At 31.5% G+C, this 18,472-nt stretch carries 17 protein-coding genes; 12 read left to right on the top strand and 5 right to left on the bottom strand.

The window, feature by feature from the left end; genetic code table 11:
* Complete coding sequence (locus AB3G39_RS10940) at positions 1-522, bottom strand: hypothetical protein (RefSeq protein ID WP_367769644.1); 522 nt, start codon at positions 520-522, stop codon at positions 1-3.
* Between the two features lie 146 nt (positions 523-668).
* Between AB3G39_RS10940 and AB3G39_RS10935 the strand changes: the two genes are divergently transcribed.
* From AB3G39_RS10935 to AB3G39_RS10915, 5 genes are all read left to right on the top strand, one after another.
* Positions 669-1,439 (top strand): sulfite exporter TauE/SafE family protein, encoded by a 771-nt coding sequence (locus tag AB3G39_RS10935; protein WP_367769646.1) that lies wholly within the window; start codon positions 669-671, stop codon positions 1,437-1,439.
* A gap of 118 nt (positions 1,440-1,557) precedes the next feature.
* Positions 1,558-3,894 carry an ATP-dependent helicase gene (locus AB3G39_RS10930; protein WP_369753726.1) on the top strand — a complete coding sequence of 779 codons (2,337 nt, stop codon included), beginning with the start codon at positions 1,558-1,560 and terminating at the stop codon, positions 3,892-3,894.
* A 72-nt stretch (positions 3,895-3,966) separates the two neighbouring features.
* On the top strand, positions 3,967-4,587 hold the full coding sequence (locus AB3G39_RS10925; RefSeq protein ID WP_369765147.1) for an L-threonylcarbamoyladenylate synthase: 621 nt from the start codon (positions 3,967-3,969) through the stop codon (positions 4,585-4,587).
* Positions 4,588-4,671: 84 nt separating this feature from the next.
* Positions 4,672-4,914: a carboxypeptidase-like regulatory domain-containing protein gene (locus AB3G39_RS10920; protein WP_367769655.1), complete on the top strand. Its 243-nt coding sequence runs from the start codon at positions 4,672-4,674 to the stop codon at positions 4,912-4,914.
* Positions 4,915-4,947: 33 nt separating this feature from the next.
* Positions 4,948-5,733, top strand: coding sequence for a hypothetical protein (locus tag AB3G39_RS10915; RefSeq protein ID WP_369765146.1), 786 nt, complete (start codon positions 4,948-4,950; stop codon positions 5,731-5,733).
* Positions 5,734-6,103: 370 nt separating this feature from the next.
* On the opposite strand, the gene AB3G39_RS10910 is transcribed toward AB3G39_RS10915, so the two are convergent.
* From AB3G39_RS10910 to AB3G39_RS10900, 3 genes are all read right to left on the bottom strand, one after another.
* Positions 6,104-6,934: a flagellar motor protein MotB gene (locus AB3G39_RS10910; protein WP_367769660.1), complete on the bottom strand. Its 831-nt coding sequence runs from the start codon at positions 6,932-6,934 to the stop codon at positions 6,104-6,106.
* Positions 6,935-7,008: 74 nt separating this feature from the next.
* On the bottom strand, positions 7,009-7,995 hold the full coding sequence (locus AB3G39_RS10905) for a glycosyltransferase family 2 protein (RefSeq protein ID WP_369765145.1): 987 nt from the start codon (positions 7,993-7,995) through the stop codon (positions 7,009-7,011).
* A 13-nt stretch (positions 7,996-8,008) separates the two neighbouring features.
* On the bottom strand, positions 8,009-8,458 hold the full coding sequence (locus AB3G39_RS10900; protein ID WP_369765144.1) for a type I restriction enzyme HsdR N-terminal domain-containing protein: 450 nt from the start codon (positions 8,456-8,458) through the stop codon (positions 8,009-8,011).
* Positions 8,459-8,552: 94 nt separating this feature from the next.
* On the opposite strand from AB3G39_RS10900, the gene holA reads away from it, so the two are divergent.
* The 7 genes from holA (at position 8,553) to ettA (ending at position 18,289) form a co-directional block, all read left to right on the top strand.
* Entirely contained in the window at positions 8,553-9,557 is a 1,005-nt protein-coding gene (holA, locus tag AB3G39_RS10895; protein ID WP_369765143.1) for a DNA polymerase III subunit delta, read from the top strand.
* Between the two features lie 43 nt (positions 9,558-9,600).
* The gene (locus AB3G39_RS10890) at positions 9,601-9,783 is read left to right on the top strand and encodes a CAL67264 family membrane protein (RefSeq protein WP_367752879.1); all 183 of its coding nucleotides are present in this window, start codon (positions 9,601-9,603) and stop codon (positions 9,781-9,783) included.
* 93 nt (positions 9,784-9,876) lie between these two features.
* Positions 9,877-13,932: a response regulator gene (locus AB3G39_RS10885; protein ID WP_369769349.1), complete on the top strand. Its 4,056-nt coding sequence runs from the start codon at positions 9,877-9,879 to the stop codon at positions 13,930-13,932.
* The gene (locus AB3G39_RS10880; RefSeq protein WP_369753732.1) at positions 13,933-14,745 is read left to right on the top strand and encodes a protein-glutamate O-methyltransferase CheR; all 813 of its coding nucleotides are present in this window, start codon (positions 13,933-13,935) and stop codon (positions 14,743-14,745) included. It begins immediately after the preceding gene.
* 1 nt (position 14,746) lies between these two features.
* Positions 14,747-15,304: a chemotaxis protein CheB gene (locus AB3G39_RS10875; protein WP_367769675.1), complete on the top strand. Its 558-nt coding sequence runs from the start codon at positions 14,747-14,749 to the stop codon at positions 15,302-15,304.
* Entirely contained in the window at positions 15,294-16,397 is a 1,104-nt protein-coding gene (locus AB3G39_RS10870) for a response regulator (RefSeq protein ID WP_369765141.1), read from the top strand. The genes AB3G39_RS10875 and AB3G39_RS10870 overlap by 11 nt, the downstream gene beginning before the upstream one ends.
* Before the next feature lie 197 nt (positions 16,398-16,594).
* Positions 16,595-18,289 carry an energy-dependent translational throttle protein EttA gene (gene ettA, locus AB3G39_RS10865; protein WP_367769681.1) on the top strand — a complete coding sequence of 565 codons (1,695 nt, stop codon included), beginning with the start codon at positions 16,595-16,597 and terminating at the stop codon, positions 18,287-18,289.
* 52 nt (positions 18,290-18,341) lie between these two features.
* On the opposite strand, the gene AB3G39_RS10860 is transcribed toward ettA, so the two are convergent.
* Entirely contained in the window at positions 18,342-18,470 is a 129-nt protein-coding gene (locus AB3G39_RS10860; protein ID WP_367752891.1) for a hypothetical protein, read from the bottom strand.
* Positions 18,471-18,472 lie beyond the last annotated feature (2 nt).

Here is an 18,472-nt window from a genome sequence, read left to right as displayed (position 1 = left end):
TTACCATAACTGACTCACTTCATTTCTAAGATAAGCTAATGCAGTACTACTTGGAGAAGCTTTTTGTAATAAATCTGAGATTACTAATTCACGTAAACTATCGGCATTTGTTACTTTTTCATGTTGTGCTGCCAAGCGAATCATTTGGATAGTCGCATTTTTGGCGGTTACTATGACAGACCAACCTTCATTAGAAATATAAATTTGTTGTGCTAAATTGTGTTCAAACTCTTGTTCAATTTGGGCAATTACAAAATTTCTGTATTCATTTTTATCTTCAGAAATTGGATTGATACGAACCATTAACTGTGATGGATTGATGCGTTCCATAAACAAAGTCATACGTTCATAAGCTTGCAAACGAATTGGTAATGATGCTGATTGATTGTCTTTTTGCAATAACCATCGTCTGGTGTTTTGTTGGTCTTTGAAGTGCGCATCAAACAAATAGTAAGCCACCGCTCCAGTAATAAGTGAAGGAAGTGTAAAAGCAATTATTTCAGTGATTGTAGTCGAATCCATTATTAGTATTTTATGATACGCAAAAATATACTTTTTGATTATAATTACCCTTCAATTATGGTGTAATAAATCCAAGGTAGTAGTATTTTTACAAAAAATATTAAAAACGAAAGTACGATTGTCTTACCTATAACTACTGCTACTAAATGGAAACATACATTATTATTTTACTTTGTGTAGCTGCATTTGCTGCTGGGTTTATTGATGCAATTGTGGGTGGCGGTGGCTTGATTCAAACGCCAGCAGGATTAATATTATTGCCAAATTTACCGGTTTCAACTGTTATTGGAACCTTAAAAATACCTGCTTTTAGTGGAACCTCTTTTGCGGCTTATCAATATTTAAAAAAGGTAACTATGAACTGGAAGTTATTGCTGATAATGATGGGATTGGCTTTACCTTCGGCTTTTTTGGGTTCCACATTATTGACATATATGAGTAATGATTTTATGAAACCATTATTGCTTTTTATATTGTCATTATTAGCAATTTATACGTATGCTAAGAAAAATTTCGGGCAATTAGTCGAAAAAAATATTTCTGAAAGAACTCAAATTCTTAATGCAATGCTGATTAGTTTTATCGTTGGTTTCTATGATGGTTTTATAGGTCCTGGAACGGGTAGTTTTCTTGTAGTCGCTTTTATTGCATTAATGGGTTTTGATTTTCTTCATGCTTCCGCAAATGCTAAAATGGTCAATTTAGCAACTAATTTTGGTTCGATTTGTCTGTTTGCTTTAAAAGGAAAAATCATTTGGGCAATCGCTTTGCCAATGGCTGCCTGCAATGCCTTTGGAGGCTGGTTAGGTGCAAAACTAGCAATCAATAAAGGAAATGGCTTCATTCGTATTTTCTTTTTAGTGGTTGTGGTTGGTACTTTAATTCGTTTTGCCTATGATGTTTTTTGGAAAAAATAAATGGAGTTCTTTTCTCAAATGTCATTTTTCAAGTACTTTACTTTAGTCCTTTAAAATTGTAGTACTTGCAACAGTATTAAATCTTAAATTCTTATTTTTGCATAAATAGAAAATTTTCATGCAAAAATACATTTCCCAACTTAACGAAGCACAACGCGAACCTGTTTTACAAAAAGAAGGCCCAATGATTATTATTGCTGGTGCTGGTTCTGGTAAAACACGTGTTTTGACGATAAGAATTGCCTATTTAATGAGTCAAGGTGTTGATTCATTTAATATTTTGTCGCTGACATTTACCAATAAAGCGGCACGTGAAATGAAAAAACGGATCTCGGATATTGTAGGTTCTGGTGAAGCTAAAAATCTTTGGATGGGAACATTTCACTCGGTTTTTGCTCGAATTCTGCGCTCTGAAGCTGATAAATTAGGTTATCCTTCAAATTTTACTATTTATGATTCTCAAGATTCATTGCGATGTATATCAGGTATTATAAAAGAAATGCAGCTAGATAGAGATATCTATAAACCAAAACAGGTTTTAGGCCGAATTTCGAACTTTAAAAATAGTTTAATAACTGTCAAAGCCTACTTCAACGATCCTGATTTGATGGAGGCTGATGCTATGGCCAAGAAACCAAGGATGGGGGAGTTGTACCAAAAGTATGTAGAAAAATGTTTCAAGTCGGGAGCGATGGATTTTGATGATTTGTTGTTGAAAACCAATGAATTATTAACCCGTTTTCCTGAAGTATTGGCCAAATATCAAAACCGTTTTCGTTATATCATGGTGGATGAGTACCAAGATACGAATCATTCTCAGTATTTGATTGTAAGAGCATTATCGGATAAATTCCAAAATATATGTGTAGTTGGTGATGATGCACAAAGTATTTATGCTTTTCGTGGGGCAAATATCAATAACATCTTGAATTTTCAGAAAGATTATGAAGGAGTAAAAACATTCAAATTAGAACAAAATTATCGTTCGACAAAAAATATTGTTGAAGCGGCAAACACGATTATAGACAATAATAAAACCAAACTGGATAAAATAGTTTGGACAGCCAATGATTTTGGTCCAAAGATCAAAGTACATCGTTCTATGACCGATGCCGAAGAAGGGCGTTTTGTAGCGAGTACCATTTTTGAACAAAAGATGCAAAACCAGATGAATAATGGTCAATTTGCTATTTTATATCGTACCAATGCACAATCACGTGCTATGGAAGATGCGTTGAGAAAAAGAGATATTCCATACCGAATTTATGGCGGCTTGTCTTTTTATCAAAGGAAAGAAATTAAAGATGTTTTGTGTTATTTACGTTTGGTGATTAATCCAAAAGACGAAGAAGCATTGATGCGAGTAATCAATTATCCAGCAAGAGGGATTGGTGATACTACTGTCGAAAAATTGACTGTTGCGGCCAATCATTACAAGCGTTCGATTTTTGAAGTCATGCAAAATATTGATAAAATTGATTTGAAATTAAATTCAGGTACAAAACAACGACTGAGTGATTTTGTCACTATGATTCAAAGTTTTCAAGTGATTAATGAAAATCAAGATGCTTTTTATATTACCGATCATGTCTCTAAGAAAACCGGATTAGTACAAGAATTAAAAAAAGATGCTACGCCGGAAGGAATGGCTAAAATCCAGAATATAGAAGAATTATTAAACGGTATTAAAGATTTTACCGAGGGTCAAAAAGAGATTGATGGTGCACGTGGCGCTTTATCAGAGTTTATGGAAGATGTGGCCTTGGCTACGGATTTAGATAAAGATACGAGTGATGAAGATCGGGTAGCGTTGATGACGATTCACCTAGCCAAAGGTTTGGAGTTCCCGCATGTATTTGTGGTAGGAATGGAAGAAGATTTATTTCCAAGTGCGATGAGTATGAGTACTAGAAGTGAGCTGGAGGAAGAACGACGTTTATTTTACGTAGCCTTAACAAGGGCGGAGCATCAAGCGTATCTTACGTATGCGCAGTCTCGTTACCGCTGGGGAAAATTAACGGATAGTGAGCCTTCACGATTTATTGAGGAAATAAATTCACAATATTTAGAGTATCTTACACCTGCAGAAAGTAATTATCGTTACAAATCTATGATTGATAAGGATATTTTTGGAGATGTAGATAAATCAAAAATGCGTTTGGCTAAGCCGTCGAATGGAACTCCACCAGCTAATTATACTAATAGTAGTGTATCCAAACCAGAGATAAATGTTCGTAAATTAAAACCTGTTTCTGGAAATGTTCCCACAGGTGGTGCTAATTTATTTGATAATAAATTAGTTCAAGGAAATTTGGTCATGCACGAGCGTTTTGGTAGAGGGCAAGTTGTGAACATTGAAGGAGTGGGAGCTGATAAAAAAGCCGAAATTAAGTTTGAGGTAGGTGGAATTAAGAAATTATTATTGCGTTTTGCAAAGTTGGATATTATTGGATAAAAAAAGTTTAAAGTTTCAGGTTTAAAGTTGTTTAAACCTGAAACTTTAAACCAGAAACTTTAAACTAAAAAAATGGCTCAATTTATAAAAATATACCCTGATAACCCTAACGAATCTGCTATTGCCAAAGTAGTGAAGGTTTTAAAGGATGGCGGATTGGTAATTTATCCTACAGATACTGTGTATGGGTTGGGATGTGATATTACCAATACAAAAGCACTAGAACGCATTGCGAAGATTAAAGGAATTAAATTAGACAAAGCTAATTTTTCATTTATTTGTCATGACTTAAGCAATATTTCTGATTATGTAAGGCAAATTGAGACTTCGACTTTTAAGCTTTTAAAAAGAGCTTTGCCAGGTCCCTATACTTTTATTTTACCAGGTAATAATAACTTACCTAAAGAATTCAAGAAGAAAACAACAGTGGGTATTCGTGTTCCTGATAATTCGATTGCACTTGAGATTGTTCGTCAATTAGGAAATCCTATTGTTTCTACATCCATTCATGATGATGATGATGTAATTGAATATACTACTGACCCGGAGCTAATTTTTGAGAAATGGCAAAACCTAGTAGATATGGTAATTGATGGTGGTTATGGAGATAACGTAGGGTCAACAATTATTGACTTGTCTGGTGATGAGCCTGTTATAATTAGAGAAGGAAAAGGGAGTTTGGATATTTTATAAAAAAAATAGTACAAAATAATTGAAATTGTTAAGAATAATGGTCTAAATTAGATTGTAATAATTAGTTTTTAATCAATTCAATTTATGAAAAATGTAATGGTTTTGTTTTTTTTGACAGTCGCTTTAAATTGTTTTTCTCAAAATAGTATTAGAGGAAAAGTACTCAATAAAGCAAAAGTACCATTGTCGGGTGTGAATATTTATATCGATGGCACTACAATAGCTACTATATCAGATGAGAACGGAAATTTTGATTTGCATTATGAACCTAAAACAAATAGTATTTTAGTAATAAGCTTTATGGGGTATCAAACTGAATATCTTTAAGGACTTGATGTTACAAAAGAGCTAACTATTACTTTGACTCCTTCGTTAAATTCTCTAAAAGGAGTAGTTGTAAAAAGGAAAGATCAATTTACTAGAAAGCAAAAATTACAAATATTTAGAGACTGTTTTTTAGGGCAAACACATAATAGTAAACTATTAAAAATACAAAATGAAGATGATATTTATTTCAGATATGACAAAGTAAATTTTGTTTTAAAGGCATTCTCAGATAAGCCATTACTAATTTCAAACCCTTCCTTAGGATATAAAATAGATTACGAATTAACCAATTTTGAAGCCACTTTTAGTAAATTAAGTGTAACCAAAGAGGATTTAGTTGAAAGCTATTATAGTGGATTAAGCCGGTTTGAAGAAATTGATAATTCGAATGAAATTCTAGCACTTCGAAAAAAAGCGTACGAAGGTTCTCAAGTTCATTTTTTTTTAAATTTGGCTAATAATATTTGGGATAAAGAGCAATTTTTAATTATTCACAATAAGAATGTTCTTGACCCTAAGAACTGCTTTAAAATTGAAAGGGAAAAAGATTTTGTAAAAGTAGAAGTGCTGGCAAAGGAATATAAAAAGGAGAACATAAATGAGGTCGCATCTTATGATCTAATATTTAATAAAAATGAGCATTCAGGAATTATTTTTGAAACGGATGTTTTTTATGTTTATCCAGATGGTAATAATTCTAAAATAGAAAACATTGTTTTTTCGGGGAAACTTTCAGAAGAAAAAGTGGGAGATATGCTACCTTTAAATTATGTTTATGTTCCCGAAAATGAAATATACAATACAGGTATTTTAAAATAAATTTTTGACTGTGTTTAAATGGAGAAATCTGATTTATCTGGTGATGAGCCCGTTATAATTAGAGAAGGAAAAGGGAGTTTGTAAATTTTATAAAAAAATTAAATAAAACTGCAAAAAAACGAATTGTGTTGAATTAATATTTACATTTGTATAAGAATGATGAAGATTTACTAAGTATAAGCATGTTATTCTTAATTATATTTAATTGGTTATTAAAAAAGGTTAAGGATACATTAAGGCAGGTCTAACGACCTGCTTTTTCTATTTTTCATACTTTTTCTATTTTAAACATACAAAAATAAATTCCATAAAAAAGCGCCTTGATATTTCAAGGCGCTTTGTCTATGTTTTAAAAGAATTTTTTATAAAACTATTGTTGTTTTTTCATTTCTTTTTCAATCATTTCGTAGAACTGATCAATTTTAGGTAAAACTACAATACGAGTTCTTCTGTTACGAGCTCTGTTTTCTGCAGTATCATTAGCAACTAATGGTACGTAAGAACTTCTACCTGCTGCAATTAATTGTTCTGGTTTAACACCCAATTGGTTTGTCAATACACGGATTATTGAAGTAGAACGTTTCACACTTAAATCCCAGTTGTCAAGTAAAATACCGTTTCCAATGTAAGGAACGCTATCAGTATGTCCTTCAACCATACATTCGAAATCTGGTTTGTCATTTACTACTTTAGCTACTTTAGCTAAAACTCCTTTTGCTTTATCAGTAACTTCGTAGCTTCCTGATTTAAATAATAATTTATCAGCAATTGAAATGAATACAACCCCTTTTTCAACATTTATTTCGATGTCTGGATCAGAAATTCCAACGGCACTTTTTAAACTAGTAACAACAGCTAGTGTAACACTGTCTTTTTTAGTTAATGCATCTTGCATTCTACTAATTTTTAAATCTTTTTCTTTAATTGACTCTAAAGCTTTTTCAATATTTTCAGCTCCTTTAGTAGTCAAAATCGTCATGTCCTTAGACGTATTGATCAAAGTTTGATTGTGATCTTTTAAACCAGCAACCGTAGCTGTTAAACCTGCTTTTTCTTCTAGGCAAGAGTTTAATTTAACGGTACAAGAATTTAATAGATCTTGAGTCTCTTTGTTACGAGCTTCTAAATCGGCATATTTCTTCTTAGACACACAAGATGTTAAAAGAGCTAGAACGGATAATGCAATTACGATTTTTTTCATAAAATTTTTAATTAGGGTTCAATTACAAAGTTAGTTTTTAATGATTAGATATTATATATAAAATAGTGTTAAAATTAGCTTACAAATACCTTGCCACCATTTACATAATAGTTGTAAACGATACTTTGTGTTGTATAGTATTTTTTTAACTGGAAATCGCTTCTTTTTTTGTAAGTATTTGAAAATAAACGATAAAAGGAAAAATGAGCTTTTAAAATAGCGGTAAAATGTGAAAACTGACCTTTAAAAATAAATTGTATCCCTGCTAATCCATCTAATAGCATACGGTAAAAGAGTATAGAATATAACTTTTCTTTGGGCAAATTTTTTGTTAACATTAACAATGAATTTCTGAAATTCAAGAAAGTTTTCCTCGGATTTCCTTGTTGCAAGGTAGCTCCTCCCACGTGATAAACCACCGATTTGTAGTTGTAGACCATTTTATATCCCTTATTAAACGCACGCCAACACAAGTCAATTTCTTCTTGATGTGCAAAAAAATCAGCGTCAAATCCATTTAATTCATGGTAAACGGAACTACGAATAAAAAAACAAGCACCTGAAGCCCAGAATATTTCACATTCGTCATCGTATTGACCGTAGTCTTTTTCAATCGTCTCAAAGATGCGTCCCCGACAATAAGGATAGCCATATTGATCAATAAAACCGCCAGCAGCGCCTGCATATTCAAAATTCTCTTTATTCTTGTAGTCTAAAATTTTAGGTTGAATTATGGCTGTTTGTAGTTCTTTTTCGAAAGTCTCTATGATGGGTTGTAACCAATTTTCAGTCACTTCAATATCTGAGTTTACTAATGCATAAATTTCGGCATCAATATGCTTTAATGCTTCATTGTAACCGCCTGCAAAACCCAAATTACTATCATTTTTTATGATTTTTACAGAAGGGAAATTGGCTAATACAAATGAAATAGAATCATCCGTTGAGGCATTATCTGCTAGGTATACGGTTGCTTCGGGTGAATTTTTCACTACAGAAGGTAAAAATTGTTCTAATAATTGTACTCCGTTCCAATTGAGTATGACAACAGCTATTTTCATCTAAATGATTTAATTATTGGACTTTATACATGGGTAATTCAGCTAAAAACTGATATTTTTCATTTTCAAAATCCATTTGACAAAAGTAATGATTCAATCCATTAGTTACCATCAAATATTCCGCTTTCATTGTCATATTATATCGGGCTATTTGGTCAAAAGTAGCTTGTGCTATTTTTATTTCAGGGGCTTTGCATTCAATTAAAATGAAAATAGAACCATCAGTATTAAAAACAACCACATCGTATCTTTTTCGTAAGCCATTGACCATTAATACTTTTTCAACGTTTATTAATGATTTTGGGTATTTTTTTTCTTCTAGTAAAAACTGTACCACATGTTGTCGAACCCATTCTTCTGGAGTAAGAATGATAAATTTTTTCCTGACTTCATCAAAAATGGAGACTTTATTTTCGCTATTTTTGAACCGAAAGTTATAAAGTTGAAAATTTAGTTTTTGCATAAAGCAAAAATAGTTATTTAGTTTAAAGTTTAAGGTTTAAAGTTGTACACGATACGACAAACTTTAAACCTTAAACTTTAAACCCAAAAAAAGCATGGACGAGGTTGTAAAAATTGTAAATGATATAAAAGCAGGAAACATCAAGCCAATTTATTTTTTGATGGGGGAAGAACCGTATTATATAGACAAACTCTCCGATTATATAGAAAAGAATATCCTCACGGAAGAAGAAAAAGGATTTAATCAAACGGTTTTATATGGTAGAGATGTTTCTATAGAAGATATTATATCTACTGCAAAACGGTATCCTATGATGGCCGAACGTCAAGTTGTAATTGTCAAAGAAGCGCAAGATTTAAGTCGTACTATTGATAAATTAGAAAGTTATGCCGAAAACCCCATGCCTTCCACAGTATTGGTTATCTGTTATAAATATAAAACACTGGATAAACGAAAGAAAGCCACCAAATTATTAGCGAAAGCAGGAATTGTTTATGAGAGTAAAAAATTATATGAGAACCAAGTTGGTGACTGGATTAAGCGCGTTTTAGCAGGAAAAAAATATAATATTGAGCCTAAAGCTTCGGCTATGCTAGTCGAGTTTTTAGGAACAGATTTAAGTAAAATCAATAACGAACTTGAAAAGCTGCAGATTATTTTACCAAAAGGCAGTTCTATAACGCCAAAAGACATTGAGGAAAACATTGGTTTTAGTAAAGATTTCAATGTTTTTGAATTGCGAAAAGCAATAGGGGAACGCAATCAATTAAAAGCGTATACAATTGCTGAAAATTTTGCAAACAACCCAAAGGAAAATCCAATGGTTGTAATTACAAGTTTAGTTTTTGGTTTTTTTATTCAATTATTAAAATACCATGGTTTAAAGGATCGAAATCCCAAAAATGTCGCTACAGTTTTGGGTGTTAATCCCTTTTTCTTAAAAGAGTATGATTTAGCCATAAAGAACTATCCGATGCGAAAAGTAAGTCAAATAGTAGCCTCGTTGCGAGATATTGACGTAAAAAGTAAAGGAGTTGGTGCAAATGCGATGTCAAATTCTGATTTATTAAAAGAAATGCTTTATAATATATTTAATTAGCCGCTAAAATTCACGATATTTGTTTTTTAAATATACCACAATTATGGGAATGAATAAGAATACCATCCTAGGATGGGCAACTTTAATTATGATAGTAATGGGATTACTTTTAATAGGTCTTGGCGCCTTTAGATACCGCGATGTTTCGGGCTGGGGTTTTGCCGCTGTTGGAGTTGGGTTTTTAGCAAACGCTTGGGTTTTTAGTTCATTAAAAGGGAGGTTGTAATTAGGGATACTATATAAAGACAAAAAAAACACTATGTAAATAGTGTTTTTTTATTTATAATAATATATTTATAAAATAAAATTAGAAGTAGCTATGTGGAATAAATTATCAATTAAATCTCAGTTAATATTAATTCTATTAATTCCTTTTTCAGGGTTAATTTATACTACTGTTTCAAATATAAACTTCTCTTTAGAACACTATAAAAACATAGATGAAAGTTTAGATAACATCAAAAACATCGCTACACTTTCGGAAGGAATTGAGCTGATTGGTACCGAAAGGGGGTTGCATAATTATTCCCTTTTTGATGCATCTATTAAAAAAAAATATTTAGAAAGTAAGCAAAAAACAAATGAGTGGTTTTTTAAAAATAATTTTAAAGACACTTTAATATCAAATGATTTTAAAAAATTATATACAACAATAATAAATCTTCATGAGAGTATTGAAAACAAAAAGGAAACTGCTATAACATCCTTTGTGAAATATACTATTATCAATGAAAATCTAATAAATTTAATTGATAGAGAAGTGGTGTATTGTAAATATCCTAAGATTACTACTTTGGCCAATAATTATACTAATTATGTGCTATTAAAAAGGGCAGCTTTATTAAAAAGAGGGGTCGTTATACAGAGTTTAATTGATAAAAAAAATGATGACACCTTATTAGATTTGTACTTTCAATCAAAAGTATATGTACGAAGTGTTGAGTTTAAATTATCAAACTATAGATTGGATTCAATTAATAAAGATCTTTTAAAATTTCAAAAATCCAATTCCTATACTACTTTCAGTGGTAATGCACAAAATGTAATAGATAATAAATTAAAACTTTCACCTAGGGAATGGTGGATTAATTCTACTTTAATAGTAAAAAACATAGCGAAATTAGAAAAACAAAATTTAAATTATATTGTAAAATTTGCTAGTAAAGAAAAAGCGGACGCATTAAAAAGTGTACTAATTTTAGTTTCAATTCTTTTACTGTTTTTGACAATCACTTTTATTTTATTATATAAATTAGTTAATCAATTATCTGGTTCTCTAAATGTTATGTCTAATACGATTAAGAAAATATCGCAAGGTAAAATTATACGTAACCCTGCTTTTTTTGGAAATTCAGAATTTGTAGATATTAGTAATTCTTTCAATCAGTTATTGGAAGGGATGAAAGAACAGTTTCATTTGGCCTCTAAAATAAGTTCTGGAGAATATGGGACAAAAATTAACTTAAGAAGCCCAAATGACACTCTTAATAAGTCAATGAATGCAATGTCTCTTGAATTGAAGCGGATGGAGGATGAAACATCGGAGATTAATAAAATGAAAGAAAGGATTAGTGCAATAAATTATTCTATTTTAGATTCAAAAGATTTAAATGAGTTTGGAAGGAATATTTGCCTTACACTTGTGGAACAGACCAAAGGATGTCAAGCTAATTTTTATATTATTAATTCAGCTGAGGATAACAAACAATTGAATAAAATAGGAGGATATGCAGACAACAAGAATACTCCTGAAATTATTATGTTTGGAGAAGGTTTAGTTGGCGAAGTGGCTCAAATAAACAAACAGAGATGCTTGAATAACTTGCCTAATAATTATTCTTATTTGGCCTCTTCTTTAGGGGAATCGCCATTTTTTAATGTTTTAATCACACCTATTTCTTATAGAAACGAAGTGATTGGAGTAATAGAAATAGGATCTCTTACAAATTTTAGTGAAGATCATGAAACTTTTCTGAACACTGTTTCAGAATCTATGGGAAGTGCCATTGAAGTTTATATTCGTAACGAAGAATTGAAAGTTTCTGTTAATGAAATTAAACTTAAAAATAATATTTTACAAGTTCAAGAAGAAGAACTTCGACAAAGTAATGAGGAGTTGAACAAACAGTCTATGTTGTTACAGCAATCTGAGGAAGAACTTAGAAATCAAGCTTCTGAATTAGAACAAACGAATGCGTATCTTGAAGAGAAAGGGCGTGAACTTGAAAATAAAAACCATGAAGTTCTAATTAAAAATGAAGAATTGGTTATTGCTCAAGAAGAATTAAGTATTAAAGCGGATGAAATTGAACAGGCAAGTAAATACAAGTCGGAGTTTTTGGCTAATATGTCGCATGAATTACGAACTCCTTTGAATAGTATTTTAATACTTTCGGATCTTTTAAAAGAAAATAATTTAGGCAATTTAACAGATCCACAAATTGATAACCTTTCAGTAATCAACTCTTCAGGTAAAGATTTATTGAACCTGATCACTGATATTTTAGATATTTCTAAAATTGAAGCTGGTAAAGTCGAGATTTATTCTGAGGACTCTATCGTTGAACGAGTTTATTCGGATATGGATGGCTTGTTTAGAGCTCAAATGGAAAAGAAAAAAATAGAATTTATAACAACCATTACTGAAGATTGCCCCAGAAAATTGCATACAGATATTGGAAAGCTAGAACAAATTCTTAAAAACTTTTTGTCCAATGCATTAAAGTTTACACCTGACAGCGGGACCGTTTCTTTGCGCTTTTCATCAGGTTCAAATAAGACTGATTTTACTTCTGAAATATTGGCTAAATTGAAACAAGATGAAATTTTGTCAATCTATATTGAAGATAATGGAATTGGAATTTCAGAAGAAAACAAAAAGAAATTATTTCAAACATTTCAACAAGCGGATAGTTCTACTAGTAGAAAATATGGTGGTACAGGTTTAGGATTGTTTATATCTAAAGAATTAGCATTATTACTAGGAGGGGAAGTAGCATTTGAAAGTGAGCTAAACAACGGAAGTGTTTTTAGTGTTCATATTCCAGTTACTTTTCAAGATAATAAAGTGGAACGTATAGAACCAGTACCTATTACTGATCCTAAAACAGAATCGAAAAGAGTAGAAACTTCTCGACCTTTGGAAGCAGTTTTAGATTTATCAGAAAATCTTAATGATGATCGAAATTTTGTTTCGGTAGATGACAAGACTATATTGATTATTGAGGACGACGCTTCATTTGCGGATGTATTGTTACAAGTAGCTCATGACAATGGTTTTAAAGCAATTGTTGCCTATCAAGGAGAAACAGGTTATCAATATGCCAAAAAATACAAGCCCAAAGCGATTATTCTAGATATGAAATTACCTGGAATTGATGGCTGGACTGTTTTAAAATGGCTAAAAGAAGATAAAGAATTACAACACATTCCTGTTCATGTGATGTCCGGAATGAATAGAGAGAAATTAGCCAAAGAAATGGGAGCTTTTGATTTCTTAATTAAACCTATAACTACGGATAAATTAAAAAGTGCTTTTGAGTCAATCGATATTCAAATAAATAAAGTATTTAAAAAAGTATTGATTTTAGAAGATGACGTGAGCCTTAATTATTCCATTAAAGAATTAATTCATAATTGCGACAGAAACGTAATTTGTGTTCAGGCACATACTTTTAAAGAAGCGGAGCATATCTTAATGAATGATGATATTGATTGTGCGATTATGGATATCGGTTTGCCTGATTCTAAGAACATAGCAAATATAGCTGCGCTTAGAAAAATATCTAAAAATGATCAGATTAATATAATCGTAAATACAGGACAATCTTTAACAGATGAAGAGCAATTAGAACTGCAAAATAGCGCAGATGGAGTCGTAATAAAAACCAGCAATGTTACAGAGAGATTAAAAGATGAATTACTGTTATTTCTTGATACTGTGGAGACTTCTAATAAAAAGGTAAATAAAACAGTCCAAAATTTATTAGGAGGTGAAGTGCTTAAGGATAAAACAATTTTGATTGTTGATGATGATATTCGAAATATTTATGCCCTTTCGAGTGCATTAACTACTAAGGGAGCTTCTATTTTAACTGCTTTTAATGGTATTGAAGCGCTTGAGGTTTTAAAGAACAACGCAACTATAGATATTGTCCTAATGGATATTATGATGCCTGAGATGGATGGTTTTGAAGCAACTAAAAAAATACGAGAAAATCCTAAATGGAAAAACCTTCCTATTATTGCACTAACAGCAAAGGCAATGAAAGGAGATCGTGAAGAGATATTAAATGCAGGAGCATCTGATTATCAATCGAAACCAATTGATATACAACAGCTTATTTCTTTAATTAGTATATGGGTATATAAATAAATGATAGAATTTAGCGACATAGATGAAATAGTTTTTTTAATAAAAAAACAATATGGTTACGACTTTGAAGGGTATTCTAGAGCTTCCCTTTTGAGACGTATCAATCGATTTATGGAACTATCTGGCTTGGTTACAATCGTTCATTTAAAGAATGAATTAGTGAACAATCCTGAAAATTTTAATACTTTCATAAATGAAATTGTTGTGAATGTAAGTGAGTTTTTTAGAGATCCAGACTTTTTCAAATCCTTAATAAATAATGTGTTTCCTTATTTAGAGAGTTACCCTAAAATCAATATATGGAGTGCAGGTTGTTCTTTTGGTGAAGAAACGTACTCTTTGGCTATTCTGTTGAAAGAAATGAATTTACTGTGTAAATCAAGATTATACGCCACTGATATCAGTACAAATGCTTTAGACAAATCAAAAAAAGGAATTTATTCTAATAAGGATTTCAAAGAATACTCAAAGAATTATTTTTCATGTGGAGGTAAAGAATCTTTGAATCAATATTTTGTTTCTGATGGACAGAAATCGATAATAAATACCGAACTAAAAAAAGACATTTTGTTTTCTCGACACAATTTAGTGACCGATGGTGTTTTCAAAGAATGTCAGCTTATTTTATGCCGTAATGTTTTAATTTATTTCAATGACGAATTACAAAATAAAGTTTTAAAACTGTTTTATGATAGTTTACCTGTTCATGGGTTTTTGGCACTTGGAAATAAAGAAACACTACGATTCAGCACGATTCAAGATAAATTTAGAATTATTGATGGCAAGGAAAAAATTTATCAAAAAATAAAATGATATGAAAACGATAATTATTGGGGGATCAGCAGGTTCTTTTAATCTTATATTATCCATTCTAAAAGGATTGGATAAGGAGATGAATATACCTATCGTCATTATTTTACATAGACTGAAAAACACAAAAACTATTTTAGAAGATTACTTACAATTAGAATCACATTATATAGTAAAAGAGGGAGAGGATAAAGAATTTATAAAAGCTGGATATATTTATACGGCACCATCCGATTATCATTTGTTATTAAATGAAAACTTAAGTTTCTCATTGGATGCTTCAGAAGAAATTAATTATAGCAGGCCATCAATAGATGTCAGTTTTGAGTCTTTTTCTTGTGTTTTAAAAGAAAATTGTTGTGGAATACTTTTATCAGGAGCAAATCAAGATGGAGCAAAGGGATTGAAAATAATTGCAGAGAATAGGGGAGAGACAATTGTTCAAGATTGTAATGAAGCCGAATTTGAATCCATGCCCCGAGCGGCAATTGAAATATATAAAAATCATACAGTGTGCACACTTAACACTATTATTAAAAAAATGAATAGCTATGCCAAATAAAAAACATACTCTTTTATTAATTGATGACAAACCAGAAAATTTGATGGCATTAAGTAGTATTCTTGACCTTCCGGATAGAGAAATTATATGCTGTTTATCTGGAAATGAAGCCTTGCAAGTTTTACTTAAGAAAAAAGTTTCATTAATTCTAGTAGATGTTCAAATGCCTGATATGGATGGGTATGAGTTTGTAGAAATAATAAAGAGCCACCCCGATACAACCTTTATTCCTACTATTTTTGTCACTGCAATTAGCAATGAACAAAAATATTTGTCTAAAGCCTATGACTTGGGTGCAATCGATTTTTTATCAAAACCTTTAAATACAGAAATTACTCGAAAAAAAGTCGAATCTTTTTTGAAAATTTGGGATTACGATCAAGAATTGAAAAAATTAAATGGAACTTTAGCACAAAAAAACGAGGAATTAGAACAGTTTGCTCATATCATTGCGCATGATTTAAAAACCCCATTAGGAAACATACAAACGTTAATAAATTTAATTGAAGAGGATCATATTCTTGACCTTCATGGGGATGTAGCCGATTTGTTTGACATGGTAAAAACTTCTTCAAAGAGTATGTCTAAACTAATTGAAGATCTATTGTATTACAGTAAAAATGTTCAAAATAACGAGGGAAAAGAGGAAGTAAATATTGCGTTTGCTCTTGATCAAGTTTTAAAATTGATAAATCCACCCGCAAATGTTCAAATAGAAAAAGTAAATTTGAATCACACTATTCTATTTCAACCTTTGGCTTTTCATCAAATTGTATCTAATATATTATCGAATGCTATTAAATATAACGATAAGGAACTGACGCTAATTAAAATTTATTTTGATCAAGAAAATGCTACTTTTTCAATTAAAGACAATGGTCCAGGAATAGATGAAAAGTATCACACTAAAATCTTCGAAATGTTTCAAACATTAGGAGATAGCTTTAATGGAGAAAGCAGCACAGGTATTGGTTTAAATTTAGTAAAAAAACTAGTGGATAGAAATAATGTAACTATCGATGTTAAAAATAATACGGATGTAGGATGTGAGTTTGTAATTTCAAATATTGAAATTACAAGTAAGAATGTATAATGCATATTAATTTTCGAGTAATTAATATTTTAATGATGCAGTTATTCATTCTAGTTTAAAGGGATTTAGTTAACAAAAATATAATACCTTTGCACTTTAAAATTTTACTAATTTTGTGTGTTGTAATAGTGATTGAATAGTCTTTAAAAGACTATTCCAATTGTATTATAACTTTAAAAACAATTAAATAATAATTTATGTCAGACGATAAAAAAGTAATTTTCTCAATGTCAAAATTGAGTAAAACTTATACAGGAGCAGATAAACCCGTTCTTAAAAATATCTATTTAAGTTTTTTCTACGGTGCCAAAATTGGTATTTTAGGTCTTAACGGATCAGGAAAATCTTCTTTGTTGAAAATTATTGCAGGAGTAGATAAAAACTACCAAGGAGATGTAGTTTTTGCTCCAGGATATACAGTAGGTTATTTAGAACAAGAGCCTATTTTGGACGACAGTAAAACCGTAATCGAAATTGTTCGTGAAGGGGTTGCTGAAACGATGCAAGTGCTTGAAGAATACAATAAAATCAACGACTTATTTGGTCTTCCTGAAAATTATGAAGATGCAGACAAGATGGACAAATTGATGGATCGTCAAGCAGCGCTTCAAGATAAAATTGACGCATTGGGTGCTTGGGAAATTGATACTAAATTAGAGATTGCCATGGATGCTTTGCGTACTCCAGATGGTGATACTCCAATCAAAAATCTTTCCGGTGGAGAGCGTCGTCGTGTCGCTTTATGTCGTTTGTTATTACAACAACCTGATGTATTGCTTTTAGATGAGCCTACGAATCACTTGGATGCCGAAAGTGTCCTTTGGTTAGAACAACATTTAGCACAATATGCAGGAACAGTAATCGCTGTAACGCACGATAGATACTTCTTAGATAATGTTGCAGGTTGGATTCTTGAGTTGGATAGAGGTGAAGGTATTCCATGGAAAGGGAATTATTCTTCTTGGTTAGACCAAAAGTCAAGCCGAATGGCATTAGAAGAAAAAGTAGCTTCTAAGCGTAGAAAAAACTTAGAACGTGAGTTGGACTGGGTTCGTCAAGGAGCTAAAGGACGTCAAACAAAACAAAAAGCACGTTTACAGAACTACGATAAGTTATTGAACGAAGACCAAAAAGCATTAGATGAAAAGTTGGAAATCTATATCCCGAATGGTCCCCGCTTAGGTACCAATGTAATTGAAGCCAAAGGTGTTGCTAAGGCATATGGAGATAAATTATTGTATGATAATTTGAATTTTACTTTGCCGCAAGCAGGAATTGTTGGAATCATCGGGCCCAATGGTGCTGGTAAATCTACTATTTTCAGAATGATAATGGGTGAGGAGAAACCAGATGCTGGAGAGTTTGCTATTGGAGACACAGTTAAGATTGCATATGTCGATCAGGCACACTCTAATATTGATCCTAATAAATCAATTTGGGAAAACTTCTGCGATGGGCAAGAATTAATTATGATGGGTGGACGCCAAGTGAATTCACGTGCTTATTTAAGCCGTTTCAATTTTGGTGGAAGCGATCAAAACAAAAAAGTGTCTACACTTTCGGGAGGTGAACGTAACCGTTTGCACCTTGCTATGACTTTGAAAGAAGAAGGAAATGTATTGTTATTGGATGAGCCTACTAATGATTTGGACATTAATACACTACGTGCGTTAGAGGAAGGATTGGATAGTTTTGCAGGTTGTGCAGTAGTAATTTCTCACGACAGGTGGTTCTTAGATAGAATTTGTACGCACATTCTAGCTTTTGAAGGAGATTCTGATGTGTATTATTTTGAAGGTGGTTTCTCTGAATACGAAGAGAACAAGAAAAAACGTTTAGGTGGTGATTTAACTCCAAAACGTTTGAAATACAGAAAATTAATTAGAGGATAATTAGTCTAATAATCTATATTAAAAAGGATATCTAAATTTAGATATCCTTTTTTTATTTCTTTTTCTTATCGTTTTTCATTAGTAAAAGTACTGTGGCCACCAAAGCAATGCAAACAAACCCAAAGACAAAAACGATAATAATGGAACCACTATCCCAAGTAATAAGTGCTATATTTTTCATGT

Origin of the sequence: Flavobacterium sp. WC2416 (assembly GCF_041200095.1) — a bacterium.
GTDB lineage: Bacteria > Bacteroidota > Bacteroidia > Flavobacteriales > Flavobacteriaceae > Flavobacterium.
This window is presented reverse-complemented; position numbering and strand designations above follow the sequence as displayed.

Excerpts from the sequence above, each read along its gene's own strand:
- AB3G39_RS10940 (WP_367769644.1), bottom strand. The coding sequence starts at position 522 with ATGGATTCGACTACAATCACTGAAATAATTGCTTTTACACTTCCTTCA.
- AB3G39_RS10935 (WP_367769646.1), top strand. The coding sequence starts at position 669 with ATGGAAACATACATTATTATTTTACTTTGTGTAGCTGCATTTGCTGCT.
- AB3G39_RS10930 (WP_369753726.1), top strand. The coding sequence starts at position 1,558 with ATGCAAAAATACATTTCCCAACTTAACGAAGCACAACGCGAACCTGTT.
- AB3G39_RS10925 (WP_369765147.1), top strand. The coding sequence starts at position 3,967 with ATGGCTCAATTTATAAAAATATACCCTGATAACCCTAACGAATCTGCT.
- AB3G39_RS10920 (WP_367769655.1), top strand. The coding sequence starts at position 4,672 with ATGAAAAATGTAATGGTTTTGTTTTTTTTGACAGTCGCTTTAAATTGT.
- AB3G39_RS10910 (WP_367769660.1), bottom strand. The coding sequence starts at position 6,934 with ATGAAAAAAATCGTAATTGCATTATCCGTTCTAGCTCTTTTAACATCT.
- AB3G39_RS10905 (WP_369765145.1), bottom strand. The coding sequence starts at position 7,995 with ATGAAAATAGCTGTTGTCATACTCAATTGGAACGGAGTACAATTATTA.
- AB3G39_RS10900 (WP_369765144.1), bottom strand. The coding sequence starts at position 8,458 with ATGCAAAAACTAAATTTTCAACTTTATAACTTTCGGTTCAAAAATAGC.
- holA (WP_369765143.1), top strand. The coding sequence starts at position 8,553 with ATGGACGAGGTTGTAAAAATTGTAAATGATATAAAAGCAGGAAACATC.
- AB3G39_RS10890 (WP_367752879.1), top strand. The coding sequence starts at position 9,601 with ATGGGAATGAATAAGAATACCATCCTAGGATGGGCAACTTTAATTATG.
- AB3G39_RS10885 (WP_369769349.1), top strand. The coding sequence starts at position 9,877 with ATGTGGAATAAATTATCAATTAAATCTCAGTTAATATTAATTCTATTA.
- AB3G39_RS10880 (WP_369753732.1), top strand. The coding sequence starts at position 13,933 with ATGATAGAATTTAGCGACATAGATGAAATAGTTTTTTTAATAAAAAAA.
- AB3G39_RS10875 (WP_367769675.1), top strand. The coding sequence starts at position 14,747 with ATGAAAACGATAATTATTGGGGGATCAGCAGGTTCTTTTAATCTTATA.
- AB3G39_RS10870 (WP_369765141.1), top strand. The coding sequence starts at position 15,294 with ATGCCAAATAAAAAACATACTCTTTTATTAATTGATGACAAACCAGAA.
- ettA (WP_367769681.1), top strand. The coding sequence starts at position 16,595 with ATGTCAGACGATAAAAAAGTAATTTTCTCAATGTCAAAATTGAGTAAA.
- AB3G39_RS10860 (WP_367752891.1), bottom strand. The coding sequence starts at position 18,470 with ATGAAAAATATAGCACTTATTACTTGGGATAGTGGTTCCATTATTATC.